Origin of the sequence: Streptomyces lacrimifluminis (assembly GCF_014646095.1) — a bacterium.
In the GTDB taxonomy this organism is placed as follows: domain Bacteria; phylum Actinomycetota; class Actinomycetes; order Streptomycetales; family Streptomycetaceae; genus Streptomyces; species Streptomyces lacrimifluminis.
The window spans coordinates 102027-123111 of the sequence record NZ_BMMU01000020.1 but is presented as its reverse complement, the minus strand read 5'-3'; the positions used below and the strand labels follow the sequence as shown (position 1 = coordinate 123111).

Below are 21085 nucleotides of genomic sequence, written 5' to 3'. Positions count from 1 at the left end.
CCGAGGGAGGGGGGTCGGGTAGGGGTCCAGAGGGGTGTTCAAGCCAGTGGTCCAGGCTTAAACGGAAGCGGGTGTGCGGTGCGTCGGCACGGGGGCGGGGGGCGGCGGACCAGGCGTTTCGCGGTGCGGACGCCGGTCGGGGTCGCCGAGGGCCGGGGCGCCGGGTCGCCTACATCAGGGGGGTGAGGAAGCGGCGCAGGGCTTCCTCGTACGTCGCCGGGTCCGCGTTCCACATCGCGCCGTGCGGGGCGTCCGCGACCTGGTGCAGGGTGACCAGGTCGGGGCGACGGGCCGCGAGGCGGCGGGAGGGGCCCCAGGGGGCGATCGTGTCGGCGGGGCCGTGGAGGATCAGGGCCGGGACGGTGAGCCGGGCGGGGTCGGCGGCGGGTCCCTCGGGGCCACCGTGCAGACCGGTGCGGCCCTGGGCGGCGCGCACCGCCAGCGGGAGCAGCACGCCCGGGGTGCGACGGGCCGTGGCGAGGGCGCGCAGGGTGGTCTCCCAGCTGAGCACCGGCGAGTCCAGGACCAGCCCGGACACCCGGTCGCGCAGCGCCGAGTGGGCGGCGGCCCGCAGGGCCATGGTGGCGCCGGTGGACCAGCCGTACAGGACGACGTGCTCGGCGCCGTGGCGCAGGGCGTACCGGATCGCCGCGTCGAGGTCGCGCCACTCGGTCTCGCCCAGGTGCCCCAGGCCGTCCTGGGGCCGGGGAGCGCCCGGATCACCCCGGTAGGCGAGGTCGAGGACCGGGAAACGCCGGCGGTGGAGGAACGGCAGCACGTTCAGAGGGTGCTCGCGGGTGGCGCCGAGTCCGTGCACGGTGATCACCCAGGTGCTGCGGGCCCCGGGCACGAACCAGGCGGGCAGAGCGCCGAGTTCACCGGGGATCTCGACGTCGAGGTGGTCGAGTCCGAGAGCGGCGCCGGGGTCGCCGACGTACACGTTCGGGGTGAGCCAGACCTTGTCGCGGGGCTCCAGGGTGCCGTGGGTGACCCGTTCGAGGCGACGTACGACCGTGTCGGCGGAGTGGGTCGCGTGGTTCAGGACGGGACCGACGACGGCGTGGGCGCCGTCACGGGCGAGGCCGTAGATGCCGGGGCGCTGGGAGGCCAGGGCGCGGGTGAGCACGACCCGGCCGGCGGCGGTGGAGTGCACGGTGAGCCGGGGTTCGGTGGGCAGGGGCCTGCCAGGGGGCGCCTTGAGGGCGGCGTCGCTGGCGTAGCGGCCGGCGGCGACACTGGCGGCGCCTGCTGCCAGGGCTGCGGTGACGGCAGCGGCCGTCGCGGTGACTGGACGCACGGACCCAGTTTCCTTGCGGAGTGCTCCGACGGCCAGCGGGAGGACGAGGTGGGAGTGGGGCCCTCTCCCCCGCTAACCCCGCTGCCCGTATCCCTTGAGCCGCTCCCCCGCCTCGCTCACCTGCTGCTCCGACAGCAGCGTCGGGGCCAGTCCGGGCAGGGAGGAGGCCGTCAGCCAGACACGGCACATCCACTCCAGCTGGGCGGTGCGGTCGTACGCCTGGTCGAGGGTGGCACCGTGGGCGAGCGTGCCGTGGTTCTGGAGGAGACAGGCGGCACGGTCGGTCAGGGCCCGGAGCATGTTCTCGGCCAACTCCTGCGTGCCGTATGTCGCATACGGGGCGACTCGGACGGGGCCGCCGAGGTCGCCCGCCATGTAGTGGATCAGCGGCAGCTCTCGCACGAGCGTCGAGACGGCGGTCGCGTGGACGGCGTGGGTGTGGACGATCGCGCGGGCGTCGGTGGCGCGGTAGACGGCGAGATGCATGGGCAGTTCGCTCGTCGGGATCAGGGTGCCGAGGACCTGGCGGCCGGTCAGGTCGACGCCGACGACACCGTCGGGGGTGAGCCGGTCGTACGGAACGCCGGACGGTGTGACCAGGACGGTGTCCCCGACGCGCACGGAGACGTTGCCGGAGGTGCCGACCACCAGACCGTCGGCCACCGTGCGGCGGGCCGTCGCGACGAGCCCGGCCCAGGCACGCGCCGTCTCGTCGGACACGGCACGCCCCTCCGCCGTACCCGCTCCCTGCACGTCGTCCCCCACGTCACGTCCGTCCCACCGCTGCTCAGCCATGCCCCGATCCTGCCAGCCACGGTCCCGTACCGGCGGCGGGCGAGGGCACTGCAGGGGGGAACTGCGGCGACCGTAAGGGCGCGTATGCGTGCGCATCGGCGTGTGCGTGCGCTTTGGCCGGGGAGCGCCGGAAATCTGTCGATCTTCCAGTAGCCTCCTGGGGATTTGTCACACGCGCAGCCATTCCGGGGGACACATGGCCCGTGATCACCGACCCTTCCGCCGCCGCTCCCGTGCCCTCGCGGCCACCGCGGCGGCGATCACCATCGGAGGGACCGTCCTGACGGAGGTTCCGGTCTCGGCGGCGGGGAAGCCGAGGGGGCACGACGTCTCGTCGCACCAGAAGGACGTCGACTGGCGGTCCGCGAAGGCGAAGGGCGCCACTTTCGTCTACGTCAAGGCGACCGAGTCCCACACCTACCGCAGCCCGTACTTCAGCCGGCAGTACGACGGTTCACGCGCCGCCGGCCTGATCCGCGGCGCCTACCACTTCGCCCTGCCGGACAGGTCGTCCGGCATCACCCAGGCCCGGTACTTCGTGCGCAACGGCGGGGCCTGGCGTGCGGACGGCTGGACGCTGCCGCCCGCGCTCGACATCGAGTACAACCCGTACGGAAAGGACAAGTGCTACGGCCTCGGCAAGGCGGAGATGGCCGGCTGGATCACGGCCTTCAGCAACGAGGTCGACCGGCTCACCGACCGCCGTCCGGTCATCTACACGACCGCGCACTGGTGGAACACCTGCACGAACAGCAGCAGTGTCTTCACCTCGAAGCACGCCCTGTGGCTGGCCCGCTACGACGCGGCCGACGCGGGGGCGCTGCCGTCCGGCGGCTGGAAGCGATGGACCTTCTGGCAGTACGACAACAGCGGCTCACTGCCGGGTGACCAGAATCTCTTCAACGGGACGCCGGCCCAGCTCAGGCGGTTCGCACAAGGGGCGTGACAAGGGGGCGTCGCCCGTCCGGCATCTCCGGAGGAGCGGCGCCCCGATTCAAGTCACCCACCATCCCCCACCAGTTCACCTTCCGTTCATCCAGGTTGCCTACGGTCCACCAGGCACTGACGTTCTGAAGAAATCTGGGTAAATGGAAAGCTTCTCGCTGATCCTCGCGATCGTGGTCGTCACCGCGCTTGCGTTCGATTTCACGAACGGTTTCCACGACACCGCGAACGCGATGGCCACCACCATCTCGACCGGTGCGCTCAAGCCCAAGGTCGCGGTGGCCATGTCGGCCGTCCTCAACCTCGTGGGCGCTTTCCTTTCCGTCGAGGTCGCCAACACGATCTCCAAGGGCCTCGTCGACGAGAGCGGTATCCGTCCCGAGGTGATCTTCGCCGCACTGGTCGGCGCGATCCTCTGGAACCTGCTGACCTGGCTGGTCGGACTCCCCTCCAGCTCCTCGCACGCCCTGATGGGCGGCCTGATCGGCGCGACCATCGCCTCGGCGGGCGCGGGCGCCGTCCACGGCGACGTGCTGGTGACGAAGGTGCTGATCCCGGCGATCGCCGCCCCGCTGGTGGCGGGCATGGCGGCCATGCTGGCAACCCGGCTGTCGTACCGGCTCGGCGCCAAGCGGGCCGAGGGCAAGGCGGCGGAGAAGGGCTTCCGGGTCGGCCAGATCGCCTCCGCGGGCCTGGTGTCGCTGGCCCACGGCACGAACGACGCGCAGAAGACGATGGGCATCATCACCCTCGCCCTGGTCGCGGGCGGCGCGGTCTCCCCCGACTCCGATCCCCCGGTGTGGGTCATCCTGTCCGCGGGCCTGGCCATCGCGCTCGGCACGTACCTGGGCGGCTGGCGCATCATCCGGACGATGGGCAAGGGCCTGACCGACCTCCAGCCCCAGCAGGGCTTCGCCGCCCAGACCAGCGCGGCGACGGTCATCCTGGCCTCCTCCCACCTCGGCTTCTCCCTCTCCACCACGCACTCCGTGTCGGGCTCGGTGATGGGCGCGGGCCTCGGCCGCAAGGGCGGCGTGGTCCGCTGGTCGACGGCGACCCGGATGTTCGTGGCGTGGGGACTGACGCTGCCGGCGGCGGCACTGGTGGGTGCGATCGCGGAGTGGGTGACCGGGTTCGGGGACTGGGGCACGGCTCTGGTTGCCGTCTTCCTGGTCACTTCGAGCGCGGCGATCTGGGTCGTGTCGCGCCGCGAGGTGATCGACCACACGAACGTCAACCATGTCGAGGGCGAGACCTCCCAGAACGCGGAGCCCGCGGGCATCGTCACGACGGCCATCGCCGCTGTGACCCCGCCGCCGGTGGGCACCGTCGCCGACGACCTGACGGCGACCATCCCGTCCCCGGCCGAGGTGACGGCCAAGCCGTCGGCCACAGCCCTCTGAGTCCGACTCCCGGCCCTCGGGGCTGTCGTCAGATTCCCGCCTGCCTGGCGACGCCATGCACCCTCCCCCACTGCCTCAAGGGCGGGGGAGGTGCCCCCACTCGACGCACCGGACACGGACCACGTACAACCAGCACGAGGGCCCGCACCCGGCACGCCGAGAGCACGCATCTCCTCAGACACGAGCCGCTGCCGCGGCGGGCGCCAGGCCCGCCCTCCGGGCGGACGGCGGGAATCTGACGACAGACCCGAGCGAGAAGAAGGAAGCAACATGAAGATCGACTGGGCAGCCCTCGGCTCCGTCTTCGGCGTCAGCCTCGTCATCACCGTGGTCATGGTGGGCGTGTTCACCCTGGGCATCGTCGGGCTCTCGCGCCGCGAACGGGCGGTGGCGCAGGGGGAGTCGGCGGGGCTGGCCGTCACCGGGGCGTACGCGTGCTTCGCCGCCTGTGCGGCAGTCGTGGCGTACGGGATCTATCTGATCGTGGCCTGAGGGCCGACACGCCTCGCCCGCTCCGACCGTGGCCGCCTCGCTGGTGGTCATGGTCGGGGCGGGCTTTGTTTCGTCGCCCCGATCCGGTCGCGGTGTGGGGCTCAGCACAGTCCTCCTTTCCAGGTCAGCGGCAAGTTGACGGGTGTTCCGGGCCCGTGGTGGACTGCCGGGGCCATGTACGGCGGCAGAAGAGGAAGCCGGTGCGAATCCGGCGCGGTCCCGCCACTGTCACCGGGGTAGGTAACCCGGGAGCCAGGAACTCTTGCCGCCGGTCTCGTCGAACCAGGGCGTGGACACCCTGAGTGAGGACATATCGCCATGTTCGGCTGCCGTTCGAGGCACAGCACCAGGTCGTTGCCCGCCCCCACGGTCGGCTGAGCCGATGCGTGCCGATCGCGTCTTCGCGTACGGCGCCACCGCCGGACTCCTCGGTGATCTGATCCTGGGCGACCCTCGCCGCGGGCATCCGGTCGCCGCGTTCGGGCGGGCCGCCGGTGCCGTCGAGCGGGTGCTGTGGCGGGACCACCGGGGGTGGGGCGCGCTGCACACCGCCGTGTGTGTGGGAGGCGCCGTCTCCCTTGCCGCGGCGGCCGGTCGCGTCGTACGTCCGTCCCGTACCGCTTCCGTCGCGCTGACCGCCGCCGCGACCTGGGCCGTTGTCGGCGGTACCTCTCTCGGCCGGGAGGCGCGGGCAGTCGGGCGGTCCCTGGAGGCCGGGGACGTCGAGGGTGCGCGGGAGCGGCTGCCGCATCTGTGCGGGCGGGATCCGCAGGCCCTCGACTCCGACGGGATCGCCCGGGCCGTAGTCGAGTCCGTCGCCGAGAACACCTCCGACGCCGTGGTGGGCGCGCTCGTCTGGGGCGCAGTGGGCGGGGTGCCCGGGCTGGTCGGGTTCCGGGCCGTCAACACCCTTGACGCGATGGTCGGGCACAGGTCGGAGAGGTACCGGCGGTTCGGGTGGGCCTCCGCCCGGCTCGACGACCTCGCCGGGTGGCCGGGGGCGCGGCTGACCGCCGTACTCGCCGCCGTCGCCGGCAGTGATCCGCGCGGTGCCGTCCGGGCCTGGCGTGCCGATGCCGGACGCCATCCCAGTCCCAACGCGGGGCCCGTGGAGGCTTCGTTCGCGGGGGCGTTGGGGGTTCGGCTCGGCGGAACGCTGTCCTACGGGGGGCGGGTCGAGCACCGGCCCGTGCTCAACGGGGAGTCCGGGCGGGCTGTCGGCGTGCCCGATGTCGAGCGTGCCGTACGGCTGTCGCGGCGCGTGGCCTGGCTGGCCCTCGGTGTCAGTGTCGCCGGGCGGCTTCTCGCGAGCACGGGCGTCAACAGGCGCATGAACGCGAAGGGGTGTACCTCATGAGTGGCGGGAGACTCGGTGGTGGGCTGCTCGTCGCCGGGACCACCTCCGACGCCGGAAAGAGTGTCGTCACCGCCGGGATCTGCCGGTGGCTGGTGCGGCAGGGGGTCAAGGTCGCGCCGTTCAAGGCGCAGAACATGTCCCTCAACTCCTTCGTCACGCGTGAGGGTGCCGAGATCGGGCGGGCGCAGGCCATGCAGGCCCAGGCGTGCCGGATCGAGCCGACGGCGCTGATGAACCCCGTACTACTGAAGCCGGGGGGCGAACAGAGCAGTCAGGTCGTACTCATGGGGAAGCCCGTGGGCGAGATGAGTGCGCGCGGCTATCACGGAGGGCGGCAGCGGCAACTTCTCGGGACCGTGCTGGAGTGTCTCGCCGAACTGCGGGGCACGTATGACGCGGTGATCTGTGAGGGGGCCGGTTCTCCCGCCGAGATCAATCTCCGGCGGACCGACATCGTCAACATGGGAATCGCGCGCAACGCCCGGCTCCCGGTGCTCGTCGTCGGCGACATCGACCGTGGCGGGGTCTTCGCCTCCTTCTTCGGGACGGTCGCCCTGCTGTCTCCCGAGGACCAGGCGCTCGTCGCCGGGTTCCTCGTCAACAAGTTCCGCGGTGACGTCACCCTGCTCGAACCCGGCCTCGACATGCTGCTCGGGCTGACCGGGCGGCCGACGTACGGCGTGCTGCCCTTCCGGCACGGGCTCGGCATCGACGAGGAGGACGGGCTGCGGCCCGCTTTCAAATCAAACACAGTGCTGCGGGGGACGGTCCGGGAGTCGAACGTCGCCCCGCCCGTCGGGGAGGACGTGCTGCGGGTCGCCGTGTGCGCGGTCCCGCTGATGTCCAACTTCACCGACGTGGACGCCCTCGCCGCCGAACCGGGCGTCGTGGTGCGGTTCGTGGACCGGCCGGAGGAACTGGCCGACGCCGACCTCGTCGTCGTCCCCGGCACCCGGGGAACCGTGAAGGCGCTGGCGTGGCTGCGGGAGCGCGGGCTCGCGGACGCCATCACGCGCCGGGCGGCCGAGGGGCGGCCCGTGCTCGGCATCTGCGGTGGCTTCCAGGTTCTCGGCGAGCACATCGAGGACGACGTCGAGAGCAGGCAGGGCCATGTCGAAGGGCTCGGGGTTCTTCCCGTAAGGGTGCGGTTCGCCCGCGAGAAGACCCTCACCCGGCCCGTCGGCACCGCCCTCGGCGAACAGGTCGAGGGGTACGAGATCCATCACGGGGTCGCCGAGGTCCTGGGTGGGGAAACCTTCCTGGACGGATGCCGGGTCGGGAGCGTCTGGGGTACGCACTGGCACGGCTCGCTCGAATCCGACGGGTTCCGGCGGGCGTTCCTGCGCGAGGTGGCCGCCGCCGCGGGCCGCCGCTTCGTGCCGGCCGCCGACACCTCCTTCGCCGGGTTGCGCGAGGAACAGCTCGACCTGCTCGGCGATCTCGTCGAACAGCACGCGGACACGGACGCGCTCTGGCGGCTCATCGAGTCGGGCGCGCCGCAAGGACTGCCTTTCATTCCACCGGGAGCGCCCGCATGAGCACAGTGTTGTTGTTGTCGACCGCCGACACGGACCTGCTGGCGGCCCGGGCCGCTTCCGGTGCCTCGTACCGGATCGGTAATCCGACCCGGGTGGATGTCGCGGAGGAACTGCCCGCGCTCGTCGAGGGCGCGGACATCGCCGTCGTACGGCTCCTGGGCGGCAAGCGGGCCTGGGAGGACGGGCTCGCCTATCTCAGGACGTCCGGCGTGCCGACCGTGCTGCTCGGCGGGGAGACGGTTCCCGACGCCGAGCTGATGGCCGAGTCGTCGGTGCCCGCCGGTGTGGTCGCGGAGGCGCTGCGCTACCTCGTCGAGGGCGGGCCCGCCAACCTCGTGGAGATGGCGCGGTTCCTGTCCGACACCGTGCTGCTGACCGGCGAGGGGTTCGACGAGCCGCAGAAGATGCCCGAGTACGGGGTGCACGGCTCGTACGCGCGGGAGAGCGGCCGTCCGACCATCGGGGTGCTCTTCTACCGGGCCCACGAGCTCAGCGGCAACACCGGGTTCGTCGACACGCTGTGCGACGCGATCGAGGCGCGGGGCGCCAACGCCCTTCCCGTGTACTGCGGTTCACTGCGCGGGGCCGACGCCGGTCTGTACGAGCTGCTCGCCGGCGCCGACGCCCTGATCGCCACCGTCCTCGCCGCCGGCGGCACGCACGCCTCGGAGGCCTCGGCCGGCGGCGACGAGGAGGCCTGGGACATCGGGGCGCTCGCCGACCTCGACGTCCCTGTGCTGCAAGGACTGTGCCTGACGTCGTCGAGGGCCACCTGGGACGGGTCCGACGCGGCCCTCTCCCCCATGGACGCGGCGATGCAGGTCGCGATCCCCGAGTTCGACGGCCGGCTGATCACCGTGCCGTTCTCCTTCAAGGAGGACGGCCCCGACGGCGTGCCGGTGTACCTGGCCGACCCCGAGCGGGCCGCCCGCGTCGCCGGAATCGCCGTACGGCACGCCCGGTTGAGGCACAAGCCGAACGCCGACAAGAAGCTCGCCCTCGTCTTCACCGCCTACCCGACGAAGCACTCGCGCGTCGGCAACGCGGTGGGCCTGGACACTCCCGCGTCGGCGGTACGGGTGCTGGACGCGCTGCGCGCCGCCGGGTACTCCCTCACCGAATACCCCGACAACGGCGACGAGTTGATCCACCGGCTCATCGCGGCCGGCGGCCACGACGTGGAGTGGCTGACGGAGGATCAGCTGGCGGCGGCGCCCGCGCGGGTGCCGCTGGCCGACTATCAGGCATGGTTCGACAAGCTGGACAGCGGGTTGCGGGACGGGATGCTGGAGGCGTGGGGCGAGCCTCCGGGCAACCTGTACGTCGACGGGGACGACATCGTGCTGGCCTCCCTCCAGTTCGGAAACGTCGTCGTGATGATCCAGCCGCCGCGCGGCTTCGGCGAGAATCCGATCGCGATCTACCACGACCCGGACATGCCGCCGTCCCACCACTACATGGCGGCCTACCGCTGGCTGGAGAACAGCTTCGGCGCCGACGCGGTCGTCCACATGGGCAAGCACGGCACCATGGAATGGCTGCCCGGCAAGGGACTCGGGCTGAGCAAGGGGTGCGGGCCGGACGCCGTGCTCGGTGAACTCCCCCTCGTCTACCCCTTCATCGTCAACGACCCCGGCGAGGGCACCCAGGCCAAGCGGCGCGGGCACGCCACGGTCGTCGACCACCTCGTACCGCCGATGGCGCGCGCGGACACCTACGGCGACCTGGCGAAGCTGGAGCAGCTTCTCGACGAGTACGCGCTCGTCTCCGACCTGGATCCGACGAAGGCACCGGCGGTGCGCGCCCAGATCTGGACCCTGGTCAAGGCGGCCGAGCTGCATCACGACCTGCATGTGGACGACCAGCCGGACGACGACGCGTTCGACGAGTTCGTCATGCACATCGACGGCTATCTGTGCGAGATCAAGGACGTACAGATCCGCGACGGGCTGCACATTCTCGGCGGCGGCCCGGAGGCCGAGCCACGCGTGAACCTCGTCCTGGCGGTGCTGCGGGCCTCGCAGGTGTGGGGCGGTACGGCGAACGCGCTGCCGGGTCTGCGGGCCTGTCTCGCCGAGCACTTCGGCCTGGTCGAGAAGGAGTTGCTGGCCGAGCCGGGGGCTCCGGTGAAGCTGCCGGTCGAGCTGACGGATCTCGTCGAGGGACCGGCGCGTTCGGCCGCCGACGCGATCGATCTGCTGGAGCAGCTGTGCCGGCGGCTCGCCGAGGGCATGGAGGAGCGGGCGTGGGAGGCCACGACGGTTCCCGCTCTCGTGCGTGACGTCGTCGGTCTCGAACTTCCGGACGCCATCGCGGTGTTGGAGTTCGCCTGCAATGAGGTGGTGCCCCGGCTGGCTCGTACGACGGACGAGATCACCCACATCCTCAAGGCACTTGACGGCGGTTACGTTCCGGCGGGGCCCTCGGGTTCGCCCACGCGCGGGCTCGTGAACGTCCTGCCGACCGGCCGCAACTTCTACTCCGTCGACCCCAAGGCCATTCCGTCCAGGCTGAGTTGGGAGGTCGGACAGGCGCTCGCCGACTCGCTCGTGCAGCGGTACGTATCCGACAACGGCGAGTATCCGACCTCCGTCGGTCTGACGGTCTGGGGTACGTCGGCCATGCGGACGCAGGGCGACGACATCGCCGAGATCCTGGCGCTGCTGGGCTGCCGTCCGGTGTGGGACGACGCGTCGCGCCGGGTGACCGGGTTCGAGGTGGTGCCGGTGGCGGAGCTGGGGCGGCCCCGCATCGACGTCACGGTCCGTATCTCCGGGTTCTTCCGGGACGCGTTCCCGCATGTGGTCGGGCTGATCGACGACGCGGTGCGGGCGGTCGCGGACCTGGACGAGCCGGCCGAGTCCAACTTCGTACGGGCCCACGTGGACGCCGATACCGCCGAGCACGGCGACCGGCGGCGGGCGACGGCCCGTATCTTCGGGTCGAAGCCGGGGGCTTACGGCGCCGGACTGCTGCCGCTGATCGACGCCCGCAACTGGCGGTCGGACGCGGACCTCGCCGAGGTGTACGCGGTGTGGGGCGGTTACGCGTACGGGCGCGGGCTCGACGGGCGGGCCGCCCGGGGGGACATGGAGACGGCGTTCCGGCGGATCGCGGTGGCGGCGAAGAACGTCGACACACGGGAGCACGACCTTGTCGACGCCGACGACTACTTCCAGTACCACGGCGGCATGGTCGCCATGGTGCGGCACCTGACGGGGGCGAGTCCCGAGGCGTACGTCGGTGACTCCGCGACTCCCGACCAGGTGAAGACGCGAACGCTGGGCGAGGAGACCCACCGGGTGTTCCGGGCGCGGGTGGTCAACCCGCGCTGGATGGCGGCGATGCGGCGGCACGGGTACAAGGGCGCGTTCGAGATGGCCGCGACCGTGGACTACCTCTTCGGGTACGACGCCACGGCCGGGGTCGTGGACGACTGGATGTACGAGAAGCTCAGCGCCGAGTACGTCTTCGACCCGGAGAACCGGGACTTCATGAAGACGTCCAACCCGTGGGCGTTGCGCGGGATCACGGAACGGTTGCTGGAAGCCGCCGACCGTGGGTTGTGGGCCGAGCCGGACGCCGCCACGATCGAGCGGCTGCGCGCGACCTACCTGGAGCTCGAAGGCGATCTGGAGGGCGACGACAAGTGAGTACCCCGTTTCCGTTCACGGCCGTCGTCGGCCAGGACGATCTGCGGCTCGCGCTGCTGCTGAACGCCGTCTCGCCGACGGTGGGCGGCGTGCTCGTCCGTGGCGAGAAGGGCACTGCCAAGTCGACTGCCGTACGCGCCCTTTCGGTGCTGCTGCCCGCGGTCGATGTCGTCGCCGGGTGCCGGTTCTCGTGCGATCCCGGGGCGCCCGATCCGGCCTGTCCCGACGGGCCCCACGAGGCCGGGGCCCATGTGTCCCGGGCCGCCCGTACGGTCGAGCTGCCCGTCGGTGCGTCCGAGGACCGGCTTGTCGGGGCCCTCGACATCGAGCGGGCGCTCGCGGAGGGCGTGAAGGCGTTCGAGCCGGGCCTGTTGGCCGATGCGCATCGCGGGATTCTCTACGTCGACGAGGTCAATCTCCTTCACGACCACCTCGTCGACCTGCTGCTGGACGCCGCCGCGATGGGTGCCTCGTACGTCGAACGTGAAGGTGTCTCCGTACGGCACGCGGCGAAGTTCCTGCTCGTCGGGACCATGAATCCCGAGGAGGGTGAGCTTCGGCCGCAGCTTCTCGACCGGTTCGGGCTGACCGTCGAGGTCGCGGCCTCGCGGGAGCCCGATCAGCGGGTGGAGGTCGTGCGGCGGCGGCTGGCGTACGACGACGATCCCGCCGGGTTCGCCGCTCGGTGGGCCGACGAGGAATCCGCCGTACGGGCCCGGATCGTCGCCGCGCGGGAGCTGTTGCCGTCGGTGCGGCTGGGCGACGGGGCGTTGCGGCAGATCGCCGCCACCTGTGCCGCCTTCGAGGTGGACGGGATGCGCGCCGACATCGTGATGGCGCGGACGGCGGTCGCGCTGGCCGCCTGGGACGGGCGTACCGACGTGCTCGCCGAGGACGTACGGCAGGCCGCGTTGCTCGCTCTGCCTCATCGGCGGCGGCGGAATCCCTTTGACGCGCCCGGACTTGACGAGAACAAGCTCGACGAGACGTTGGAGGAGTTCGGCGGGCAGGGGTCGGGGGCGGACGGTGAGGACGAGGATCCTGACCCCGATCCCGGGCCGGACGGGCCCGGTGGTGGCGGTGGTCGGAGCCCCGAGTCCGACGGTCCGCAGGGGGACGACGCCGGCGCGCGGCCCGAGGCCGGGGAGAGCGGGGAGCCGCAGCCCTCGGGGGCCGGGTCCGGCGAGCAGCAGCCCGTGCGGGCCGGTGAGCCCTTTCGTACCAAGGTGCTGAGCGTTCCCGGTGTGGGTGAGGGTGCCGCCGGGCGGCGGTCGCGGGCGCGTACCGAGCGGGGGCGGACGACAGGGTCCCGACGGCCTCAAGGGGCGCTCACCAAGCTGCACCTGGCGGCCACCGTGCAGGCCGCCGCGCCGCATCAGCGGGCGCGGGGGCGGGCCGGGCGTGGGCTGGTGGTGCGGCGGGACGATCTGCGGCAGGCCACGCGGGAGGGGCGCGAGGGGAATCTCGTGCTGTTCGTCGTCGATGCCTCGGGGTCGATGGCTGCCCGGCAGCGGATGAGCGCCGTGAAGGGCGCTGTGCTGTCGCTGTTGCTCGACGCTTATCAGCGGCGGGACAAGGTGGGGCTCGTGACGTTCCGGGGGTCGGGTGCCGAGGTGGCGCTGCCGCCTACGTCCTCGGTCGACGCGGCTGCTGCTCGGCTGGAGTCGTTGCCCACCGGTGGGCGGACGCCGCTCGGGGCCGGGCTGTTGAAGGCGCACGACGTGCTGCGGGTCGAGCGGCTCCGGGATCCGGCGCAGCGGGCGCTCGTCGTGGTCGTCACGGACGGGCGGGCCACCGGGGGGCCCGAGCCGGTCGCGCTGGGGGCGCGGGCCGCTCGGTTGTTCGCGGCCGAGGGCGTCGCCTCGGTCGTCGTCGACTGTGAGTCGGGGGTCGTGCGGCTCGGGTTGGCCGCTCAGCTCGCCGGTGACCTGGGGGGTACCGCCGTGACACTGGACGAGCTGCGGGCCGATTCGATCGCCGGGCTGGTCAGGGACGTTCAGGGCAACGGGCAGGGCAACAGGAGGGCCGCGTAATGCCTCAGGGGCAGCCGAGTGTCGTGCCGGACGACGGTCTGACGACCAGGCAGCGGCGCAACCGGCCGCTTGTCGTCGTGCACACGGGGATCGGGAAGGGCAAGTCGACCGCCGCTTTCGGGCTCGCTCTGCGCGCCTGGAATCAGGGGTGGCCCATCGGAGTGTTCCAGTTCGTCAAGTCGGCGAAGTGGAAGGTGGGCGAGGAGAACGCGCTCCGGGTGCTGGGGGCCAGCGGGGAGGGCGGAACCGTCGACTGGCACAAGATGGGCGAGGGCTGGTCCTGGGTTCAGCGCGACGAGCAGCTCGACAACGAGGACAAGGCCCGGGAGGGCTGGGAGCAGGTCAAGCGGGATCTCGCCGCCGAGACGTACAAGCTGTACGTGCTGGACGAGTTCGCCTATCCCATGCACTGGGGGTGGGTCGATGTCGACGAGGTCGTCTCGGTGCTGCGGGACCGGCCGGGGACCCAGCATGTGGTGATCACCGGGCGGAACGCTCCGGAGAAGCTGGTGGAGTTCGCGGATCTGGTGACGGACATGTCCAAGGTCAAGCATCCGATGGACACCGGGCAGAAGGGGCAGCGGGGTATCGAGTGGTGATGTCCACCTCTGTGTCATCCGGGTCCGTGCCCCGGCTGGTCATTGCCGCGCCCTCCTCGGGCAGCGGCAAGACCACCGTTGCCACGGGGTTGATGGCCGCGTTCGCCGCGCGGGGGCTTGCCGTGTCTCCGCACAAGGTGGGGCCGGACTACATCGATCCCGGGTATCACGCGCTCGCCACCGGGCGGGTGGGGCGGAATCTCGACGCGTACATGTGCGGGCCCGAGTTGGTCGGGCCGTTGTTCGTGCACGGGGCGCGCGGGTGTGACATCGCCGTGGTCGAGGGCGTGATGGGGCTCTACGACGGGGCCGCGGGCGAGGGGGAGCTCGCGTCCACGGCTCAGGTGGCCACGTTGCTGCGGGCGCCGGTGGTGCTGGTGGTGGACGCTTCGTCGCAGTCCCGGTCCGTGGCGGCGCTCGTGCACGGGTTCGTGTCGTGGGATCCGGAGGTGCGGGTCGGGGGCGTGATTCTCAACAAGGTCGCGTCGGATCGGCACGAGGAGATGCTGCGGGAGGCGTTGGAGTCGGTGGGGGTGCCTGTGATGGGCGTGCTTCGGCGGGTTCCGCAGGTGGATGTGCCTTCTCGGCATCTGGGGTTGGTGCCGGTCGCCGAGCGGCGGGAGGCCGCGCTGGCGGCTGTTGCGGCCATGGCCGCGCAGGTTTCGGCAGGGTGCGATCTTGAGGCGTTGTTCGGGTTGGCGCGGGGGGCGGGGGCGTTGGCGTGTGCGGGGTGGGATGCGGGTGAGGTTCTGCCCGCGGCGGAGCCGCTGAAGGATGCAGCCTCGCCCCCGCCGCCCCTGCCCGTCCCATCCCTGGGGGCCGCGCCCCCAGACCCCCCTACGGCCCTGAACGGGCCTCGTCCTCAAGCGCCGGACGGGCTGAAGGCGCCGGCCGGCGCCTCAGAAGTGACCGTTGCTGTCGCCGGCGGAGCCGCCTTCACCTTTTCCTATGCCGAGCATGTCGAGTTGTTGCGGGCCGCCGGGGCCGAGGTCGTCGTGTTCGATCCGCTTCGGGATGAGCAACTGCCGGACGGGACACGGGGGTTGGTCATCGGGGGTGGGTTTCCCGAGGTGTTCGGCGCCGAGTTGTCCGCCAATGAGCCTCTGCGCAAGTCCGTCGCCGCTCTCGCCGGGAGTGGTGCGCCCGTTGCCGCCGAGTGTGCCGGGTTGCTGTATCTGGGCCGGGAGTTGGACGGGCTGCCCATGTGCGGGGTGCTCGATGCCACCGCCCGGATGAGTGATCGGCTCACCCTCGGTTACCGGGATGCCGTGGCCGTGAGTGACAGTTCGCTCGCGGTGGCCGGTACCCGGATGCGTGGGCACGAGTTTCATCGGACCGTCGTCGAGCCCGGGGCGGGGGCCGCTCCCGCCTGGGGAGTGCGGGGTGCGGAGCGGCGGGTCGAGGGGTTTGTACAGCGCGGTGTGCACGCGAGTTATCTGCACACGCACTGGGCGTCGGCGCCCGGTGTCGCCCGTCGGTTCGTGGAGAGGTGCCGGACGTCATGAGCAGCAGGCTGATTGGTGTGGGGGTCGGGCCCGGTGATCCCGAGCTCGTGACCGTCAAGGGTGTCAACGCGTTGCGGGCCGCCGATGTGGTCGTCGTACCCGTGATGGACACCCTTGAGCGGGGCCGGGCCGAGGCCACCGTGCTGCACTATGTGGGCGCCGAGAAGATCGTCCGGGTCGTCTTCGCGCTCAACGAGCGGTCCGACCGTGCCCGGCGCGAGGCTGCCTGGGACGCCGCCGGTGCCCGGGTCGCCGAGCTGCTCGGCGCGCACTCCGTCGTCGCCTTCGCGACCATCGGTGATCCCAACGTGTACTCGACGTTCACGTATCTCGCCCACACGGTCGGGGAGCTGTTGCCGTCCGTCGTCGTCGAGACCGTGCCCGGTATCACCGCGATGCAGGATCTGGCGGCGCGGTCGGGGGCCGTGCTCACCGAGGGGACCGAGCCGCTGACGCTGGTGCCGGTGACCGCGGGAGCCGCTGTGCTCAAGGAGGCGCTCAACGGGCCGGGCACCGTCGTGGCGTACAAGTTCGGGCGGCAGGCCCGGGAGGTCGCCGAGGCGCTCCGCGAGAGCGGGCGGATCGGCGACGCTGTGTGGGGGTCGGCTCTGGGACTGGACGACGAGTCCATCCGGCCCGCCGACGAACTCGACGGCGCGGCGCTGCCGTACCTCTCCACTCTCATCGCGCCCGCGCCACGCGACGGCGGGCGGGGCGGCAAGTTGTGAACCATCGCTCAGCCCGACAGGCCCACCACCAGCCAGATGAACGCCACGCCCGCGATCGTGCACAGCACCGTCGAGTGGGCGGGGTGTTCGTGGTGGGCCTCGGGGAGGATCTCGGCGGCGGCGAGATAGAGCAGTGCTCCGCCGAAGAGGCCGAGATAGCCGCCGAGCGCCTGTTCGGGGATGGTGAAGAAGAGGGTCGAGGCCGCGCCCACGACAGGTGCCGCCGCGTCGGCGAACAGCATGGCCAACGCCTTGCGGCGGGCGTTTCCGTACAGGCTCGTGATCGTGTACGTGTTGAAGCCGTCGGCGAAGTCGTGGGCGATCACGGCGAGCGCGACCGCGAGGCCCATGCCGCCGCCCACCTGGAAGGCGGCGCCGATCGCGACGCCGTCCATCGCGCTGTGGCCGACCATCGCCGCGGCGGCCGTCAGACCCACTTCGGGCGTCCGTCCGCCGTGCTCCCCGGTCCCCTCGGTGGCGCCGTGCGCGGCCTGTCGTACGGCGAGCAGGCGTTCCACCAGATGGGCCAGCAGAAAGCCGGTGACGAACAGGAGCAGCGCGGCCGGTACGCCGAACACCTCCTGGCCCGCCGCGTGCAGCGCCTCGGGCAGCAGGTCGAGGCCGACCACGCCCAGCATCAGGCCGCCGGCCAGGCCAAGGACGAGATGGCGGCGGTCGGTCACACGCAGTGCCGTCCAGCCGCCGGCCAGCGTCATCAGGAACGCGCCGAGCGCGACGAAGACCGCCATGTGCCCTTGCTATCCGATCAACCCGCCTTCGCGCACCTCCACACCCACCCGCACACTCACTGACGTGTTCGACATTCCGTACGAGAGGATCTCGCCCCATGGCTCCCACGGCCGACGTTTCGACTGACGCTCCCACCGGCAAGGTGACGTTCGTCGGTGCCGGCCCCGGCGCCGCCGATCTGCTGACGTTCCGCGCGGCCCGCGCCATCGCCGAGGCGGATGTCGTCATCTGGGCGGCCAGCCTCGTACAGGAGGCCGTCCTCGACCATGCGCGCGAGGGGGCGGAGATCCTCGACTCGGCGACGATGTCGCTGGAGGACGTCGTCGCCGTGTACGAGCGTGCCGTGCGCGAGGGCCTGCGCGTGGCGCGTATCCACTCCGGCGATCCCGCGCTCTGGGGCGGCACCCAGGAGCAGGTCGACCGGTGCGCCGGGCTCGGGATCGAGACCGAGATCGTGCCCGGCGTCTCCTCCTTCTCCGCGGTCGCCGCCCTCGCCCAGCGTGAGCTGACGATCCCCGAGGTCGCGCAGTCCGTGATCCTCACCCGGCTGGGCGGCGGCAAGACGCCGATGCCGCCGGGCGAGGAGGTCCGGGAGTTCGCCCGGCACGGGACCACCATGGCGATCTTCCTGTCCGCCGCCCGCAGTGGGCAGCTCGTACGGGAGCTGCTGGAGGGCGGCTATCCGACGTCCACGGCGGTCGTCGTCGCCTATCAGGCGACCTGGCCCGAGGAGCTGGTCGTGCGGTGCACGATCGGGACGCTGGAGGAGACGGTCAAGGAGCACAAGCTGTGGAAGCACACCTTGTTCCTGGTCGGCCCGGCCCTCGACGCCAGCGGCACCCGTTCGCACCTCTACCACCCCGGCCACTTCCACGGCTTCCGCAAGGCCGACCCGGAGGCCCGCCGGGCGCTGCGCGAGCGAGGGGCGAGTACGTGATCACCGTCATCGGTACCGGGACGGGGGCGGCGCTTCCGCCGGACGCCACGGCCGCCGTCGCCGGGGCCGCGCTGGTCGTGGGAGCCCGGCGGCATCTGGCGGCGGTGTCGGCGGCCGTGGCGGAGGGTGCTGAGCGGGTGGTTCTCGGGCCGCTGCCTCCGGCGCTCGACACCATCGAGGAGTACGTCGGCAAGGAGCGGCCCGTCGTCGTGCTGGCTTCCGGTGATCCGGGGTTCTTCGGGATCGTGCGGGCGCTGGCCGAGCGGTTCGGGGCCGGGCGGCTCGATGTCCGGCCGGGGGTGTCCTCCGTCGCCGCCGCCTTCGCCCGGACCGGGCTGACCTGGGACGACGCGGTGGTCGTCAGCGCGCACGGGCGTGCGCTGCGTACGGCGGTCAACGTGTGCCGGGCGCGGCCCAAGGTGGCGGTGCTGACCGGGCCGGGTGCCGGGCCCGCCGAGCTGGGCGCGGCGTTGGCGGGCGGCCCGGGGGCGCGTGTCCTGGTGGTCGCCTCGGCGCTGGGCGATCCGGAACGCGAGCGCGTCGAGCGGGTCACGCCTGCCGAGGCGGCTGTGCGGGACTGGGGCGACGCGGTGAGTGTGGTGCTGTGTCTGGACGAGGCGCGGGCACTCGCGCCGGGCCGTGTCACGGTCGCCGGGTCGGCTGTCGGGCCCGCCCGATGGGCCCTGGACGAGCAGGAGTTCGCCCATCGCGACTCGATGATCACCAAGTTCGAGGTACGGGCCCTGGCACTGGCCCGGCTCGGGCCGCGCCTCGGTGACCTGGTCTGGGACATCGGCGCGGGCTCCGGTTCCGTCGCCGTGGAGTGCGCCCGGTTCGGGGCGGCCGTGGTCGCCGTCGAGAAGACGCCGGACGGGGCGGAGCGGGTGCGGGCGAACGCCTCCGCGCACGGTGTCGACGTGCGGGTGGTGCGCGGGAGCGCACCCGCCGACCTGCCCGCGCCGTCCGAACTCGACGATCCCGACGCCGTGTTCATCGGCGGGGGCGGGCGAGAGCTGCCCGAGATCGTCACCGCGTGTGCGGGGCGGGTCCGGCGGACGGTGGTGGTCGCGATGGCAGCCCTGGACCGGGTGCCGGCCGTGCGTGCGGCGCTCATCGGCGCCGGACTCGACTGCGACGGCGTGCTGCTGCAGTCGTCCCGGCTCGCGCCGCTGCCGGGTGAGGTGACCCGCCTCGCGGCGACCAACCCCGTTTTCCTGCTGTGGGGCACGCGCCCCACAGCGGCTGCGGACAGACCCGTGGAAAGACATACCGGTAGAGAAGGAGTCGCACTGTGATCGGCCTGATTTCCGCGACGGCGGCGGGCGCGGCGGCGCGCGATCGGCTTGCCGCCGCCTGGCCCGACCGTACGCGTGTGTACGAGGGGCCGGTCGCCGACGCCGTCCGGCGCGCTTTCGGGGAGTGTTCGCAGCTCGTGTGCTTCCTGGCCACGGGGGCGGTCGTCCGGCTGGTCGCCCCGCTGCTGTCAGACAAGGCGTCCGATCCCGGTGTGGTGTGCGTCGACGAGGGCGGGCGGTTCGCCGTGTCGCTGGTCGGTGGGCACGGTGGCGGGGCCAATGAACTCGCCCGTGCCGTCGGGCGGTTGCTGGGTGCGGAGCCGGTGGTGACCACCGCGACGGACGCCGTGGGAGTGCCGGGGCTCGACACGCTCGGGCTGCCCGTGGAGGGCGATGTCGCGGGGGTCTCGCGGGCGCTGCTCGACGGTGAACCCGTCGCGCTGGAGCTGGAGTCGACCTGGCCGCTGCCCGCGCTGCCGTCCCATGTGCTGCCGTCCCGCGCCGGGAGTGCGGTGCCGGGCGACGGGCCGACGATCCGGGTGACCGACCGACTGATCGACACCGGCGGGACGGGCGAGGTCGTGTTGCGTCCCCCGTCCCTCGTCGTCGGTGTGGGCGCCTCCAAGGGGGCTCCGGTCGACGAGGTACTCGGGCTGGTCGAGGGCGCGTTGGCGGAGGCGGGCCTCTCGGTGGCCTCGGTCGCCGCGCTGGCCACCGTCGACGCGAAGGCCGACGAGCCCGGAATCGTCGGGGCCGCCGAGCGGCTCGGGGTGCCTGTGGTGACGTACTCCGCCGACGAGTTGGCCGGGGTCGAGGTGCCGAATCCCTCCGCCGCGCCGCTCGCCGCCGTCGGTACGCCGTCCGTGGCGGAGGCCGCCGCGCTGGTCGGCGGGGGTGAACTCCTCGTACCCAAGAGGAAGTCGGCGCGTGCGGACGGGGCACCGGCCATGGCGACCTGTGCCGTCGTACGGCGGCCGGGGCGTGGGCGGCTCGCGGTCGTGGGGCTGGGGCCGGGGGCACGGGATCTGCTGACGCCGCGTGCCGAGGCGGAGTTGCGGCGCGCGTCCGTGCTGGTCGGGCTCGATCAGTACGTCGACCAGATCCGTGATCTGCTGCGGCCCGGTACCCGGATCCTGGAGTCGGGGCTCGGGGCCGAGGAGGAGCGGGCGCGCACAGCGGTGGCCGAGGCCCGGAAGGGCCAGGCGGTCGCGCTGATCGGCAGCGGGGACGCGGGCGTGTACGCGATGGCGTCGCCCGCGCTGGCCGAGGCGTCCGACGACATCGACGTGGTCGGAGTGCCGGGTGTCACGGCCGCCCTCGCAGCCGGCGCGATTCTCGGGGCCCCGCTCGGCCACGACCATGTCTCCATCAGCCTCTCCGACCTGCACACGCCCTGGCACGTCATCGAGCGGCGGGTGCGGGCGGCGGCCGAGGCGGACATCGTCGTGACGTTCTACAACCCGCGCAGCCGGGGCCGTGACTGGCAGCTGCCCAAGGCGCTCGCCATCCTGGGCGCGCACCGGGAGCCGACGACTCCCGTGGGTGTCGTACGGAACGCGTCACGGCCCGACGAGTCCAGCCGCGTCACAACGCTGGCCGGCCTCGACCCGACGACGGTCGACATGATGACGGTCGTGACCGTCGGCAACACCGCGACGCGGAACATCGCGGGCCGGATGGTCACACCTCGCGGATACCGCTGGCAGGAGACGGCCCAGTGAACCTTCGTCGGGAACTTCGTCCGGCACTTTCCGGCAA

Annotated in this window: 16 protein-coding genes and 1 riboswitch; of the genes, 13 read left to right on the top strand and 3 right to left on the bottom strand. The window is 72.1% G+C overall.

Annotated elements, in window-relative coordinates; all coding sequences use genetic code 11:
• Nucleotides 1–169 precede the first annotated feature (169 nt).
• Complete coding sequence (locus tag IEY89_RS26815; RefSeq protein WP_189150066.1) at nucleotides 170–1297, bottom strand: alpha/beta hydrolase family protein; 1128 nt, start codon at nucleotides 1295–1297, stop codon at nucleotides 170–172.
• Nucleotides 1298–1369: 72 nt separating this feature from the next.
• On the bottom strand, nucleotides 1370–2092 hold the full coding sequence (locus tag IEY89_RS26810; protein WP_189150065.1) for a class II aldolase/adducin family protein: 723 nt from the start codon (nucleotides 2090–2092) through the stop codon (nucleotides 1370–1372).
• 196 nt (nucleotides 2093–2288) lie between these two features.
• Between IEY89_RS26810 and IEY89_RS26805 the strand changes: the two genes are divergently transcribed.
• From IEY89_RS26805 to cobI, 10 genes are all read left to right on the top strand, one after another.
• Nucleotides 2289–3038 carry a lysozyme gene (locus tag IEY89_RS26805; protein ID WP_189150064.1) on the top strand — a complete coding sequence of 250 codons (750 nt, stop codon included), beginning with the start codon at nucleotides 2289–2291 and terminating at the stop codon, nucleotides 3036–3038.
• 142 nt (nucleotides 3039–3180) lie between these two features.
• On the top strand, nucleotides 3181–4440 hold the full coding sequence (locus IEY89_RS26800; protein WP_189150063.1) for an inorganic phosphate transporter: 1260 nt from the start codon (nucleotides 3181–3183) through the stop codon (nucleotides 4438–4440).
• Between the two features lie 270 nt (nucleotides 4441–4710).
• Nucleotides 4711–4932, top strand: coding sequence for a hypothetical protein (locus IEY89_RS26795; RefSeq protein WP_189150062.1), 222 nt, complete (start codon nucleotides 4711–4713; stop codon nucleotides 4930–4932).
• 139 nt (nucleotides 4933–5071) lie between these two features.
• Nucleotides 5072–5216: riboswitch (cobalamin riboswitch) on the top strand.
• A 98-nt stretch (nucleotides 5217–5314) separates the two neighbouring features.
• A complete protein-coding gene (locus IEY89_RS26790) occupies nucleotides 5315–6289 on the top strand; it encodes a cobalamin biosynthesis protein (RefSeq protein WP_189150061.1) in 975 nt (324 codons plus the stop codon).
• Nucleotides 6286–7827, top strand: coding sequence for a cobyric acid synthase (locus IEY89_RS26785; RefSeq protein ID WP_189150060.1), 1542 nt, complete (start codon nucleotides 6286–6288; stop codon nucleotides 7825–7827). The genes IEY89_RS26790 and IEY89_RS26785 overlap by 4 nt, the downstream gene beginning before the upstream one ends.
• Entirely contained in the window at nucleotides 7824–11480 is a 3657-nt protein-coding gene (gene cobN / locus IEY89_RS26780) for a cobaltochelatase subunit CobN (RefSeq protein WP_189150059.1), read from the top strand. Before IEY89_RS26785 ends, cobN begins: the two co-directional genes overlap by 4 nt.
• Entirely contained in the window at nucleotides 11477–13513 is a 2037-nt protein-coding gene (locus IEY89_RS26775) for a putative cobaltochelatase (protein WP_189150058.1), read from the top strand. Before cobN ends, IEY89_RS26775 begins: the two co-directional genes overlap by 4 nt.
• Entirely contained in the window at nucleotides 13513–14112 is a 600-nt protein-coding gene (gene cobO, locus IEY89_RS26770) for a cob(I)yrinic acid a,c-diamide adenosyltransferase (protein ID WP_189150057.1), read from the top strand. Before IEY89_RS26775 ends, cobO begins: the two co-directional genes overlap by 1 nt.
• Complete coding sequence (locus IEY89_RS26765; protein WP_189150056.1) at nucleotides 14112–15617, top strand: cobyrinic acid a,c-diamide synthase CobB; 1506 nt, start codon at nucleotides 14112–14114, stop codon at nucleotides 15615–15617. Before cobO ends, IEY89_RS26765 begins: the two co-directional genes overlap by 1 nt.
• The gene (gene cobI / locus IEY89_RS26760) at nucleotides 15614–16345 is read left to right on the top strand and encodes a precorrin-2 C(20)-methyltransferase (protein WP_189150055.1); all 732 of its coding nucleotides are present in this window, start codon (nucleotides 15614–15616) and stop codon (nucleotides 16343–16345) included. Before IEY89_RS26765 ends, cobI begins: the two co-directional genes overlap by 4 nt.
• 8 nt (nucleotides 16346–16353) lie before the next feature.
• Here the strand turns inward: cobI and IEY89_RS26755 are convergent, their stop codons facing one another.
• Nucleotides 16354–17094, bottom strand: a complete 741-nt coding sequence (locus IEY89_RS26755; RefSeq protein ID WP_189150054.1) for a ZIP family metal transporter — start codon at nucleotides 17092–17094, stop codon at nucleotides 16354–16356.
• Between the two features lie 98 nt (nucleotides 17095–17192).
• Between IEY89_RS26755 and cobM the strand changes: the two genes are divergently transcribed.
• From cobM to cobJ, 3 genes are read left to right on the top strand one after another with little or no spacing between them, the layout of a single operon-like run.
• A complete protein-coding gene (gene cobM / locus IEY89_RS26750; RefSeq protein ID WP_189150053.1) occupies nucleotides 17193–18032 on the top strand; it encodes a precorrin-4 C(11)-methyltransferase in 840 nt (279 codons plus the stop codon).
• A complete protein-coding gene (gene cbiE, locus IEY89_RS26745; RefSeq protein WP_189150052.1) occupies nucleotides 18029–19327 on the top strand; it encodes a precorrin-6y C5,15-methyltransferase (decarboxylating) subunit CbiE in 1299 nt (432 codons plus the stop codon). The genes cobM and cbiE overlap by 4 nt, the downstream gene beginning before the upstream one ends.
• Complete coding sequence (gene cobJ / locus IEY89_RS26740) at nucleotides 19324–21048, top strand: precorrin-3B C(17)-methyltransferase (protein WP_189150051.1); 1725 nt, start codon at nucleotides 19324–19326, stop codon at nucleotides 21046–21048. The genes cbiE and cobJ overlap by 4 nt, the downstream gene beginning before the upstream one ends.
• The last annotated feature ends 37 nt before the right edge of the window (nucleotides 21049–21085 follow it).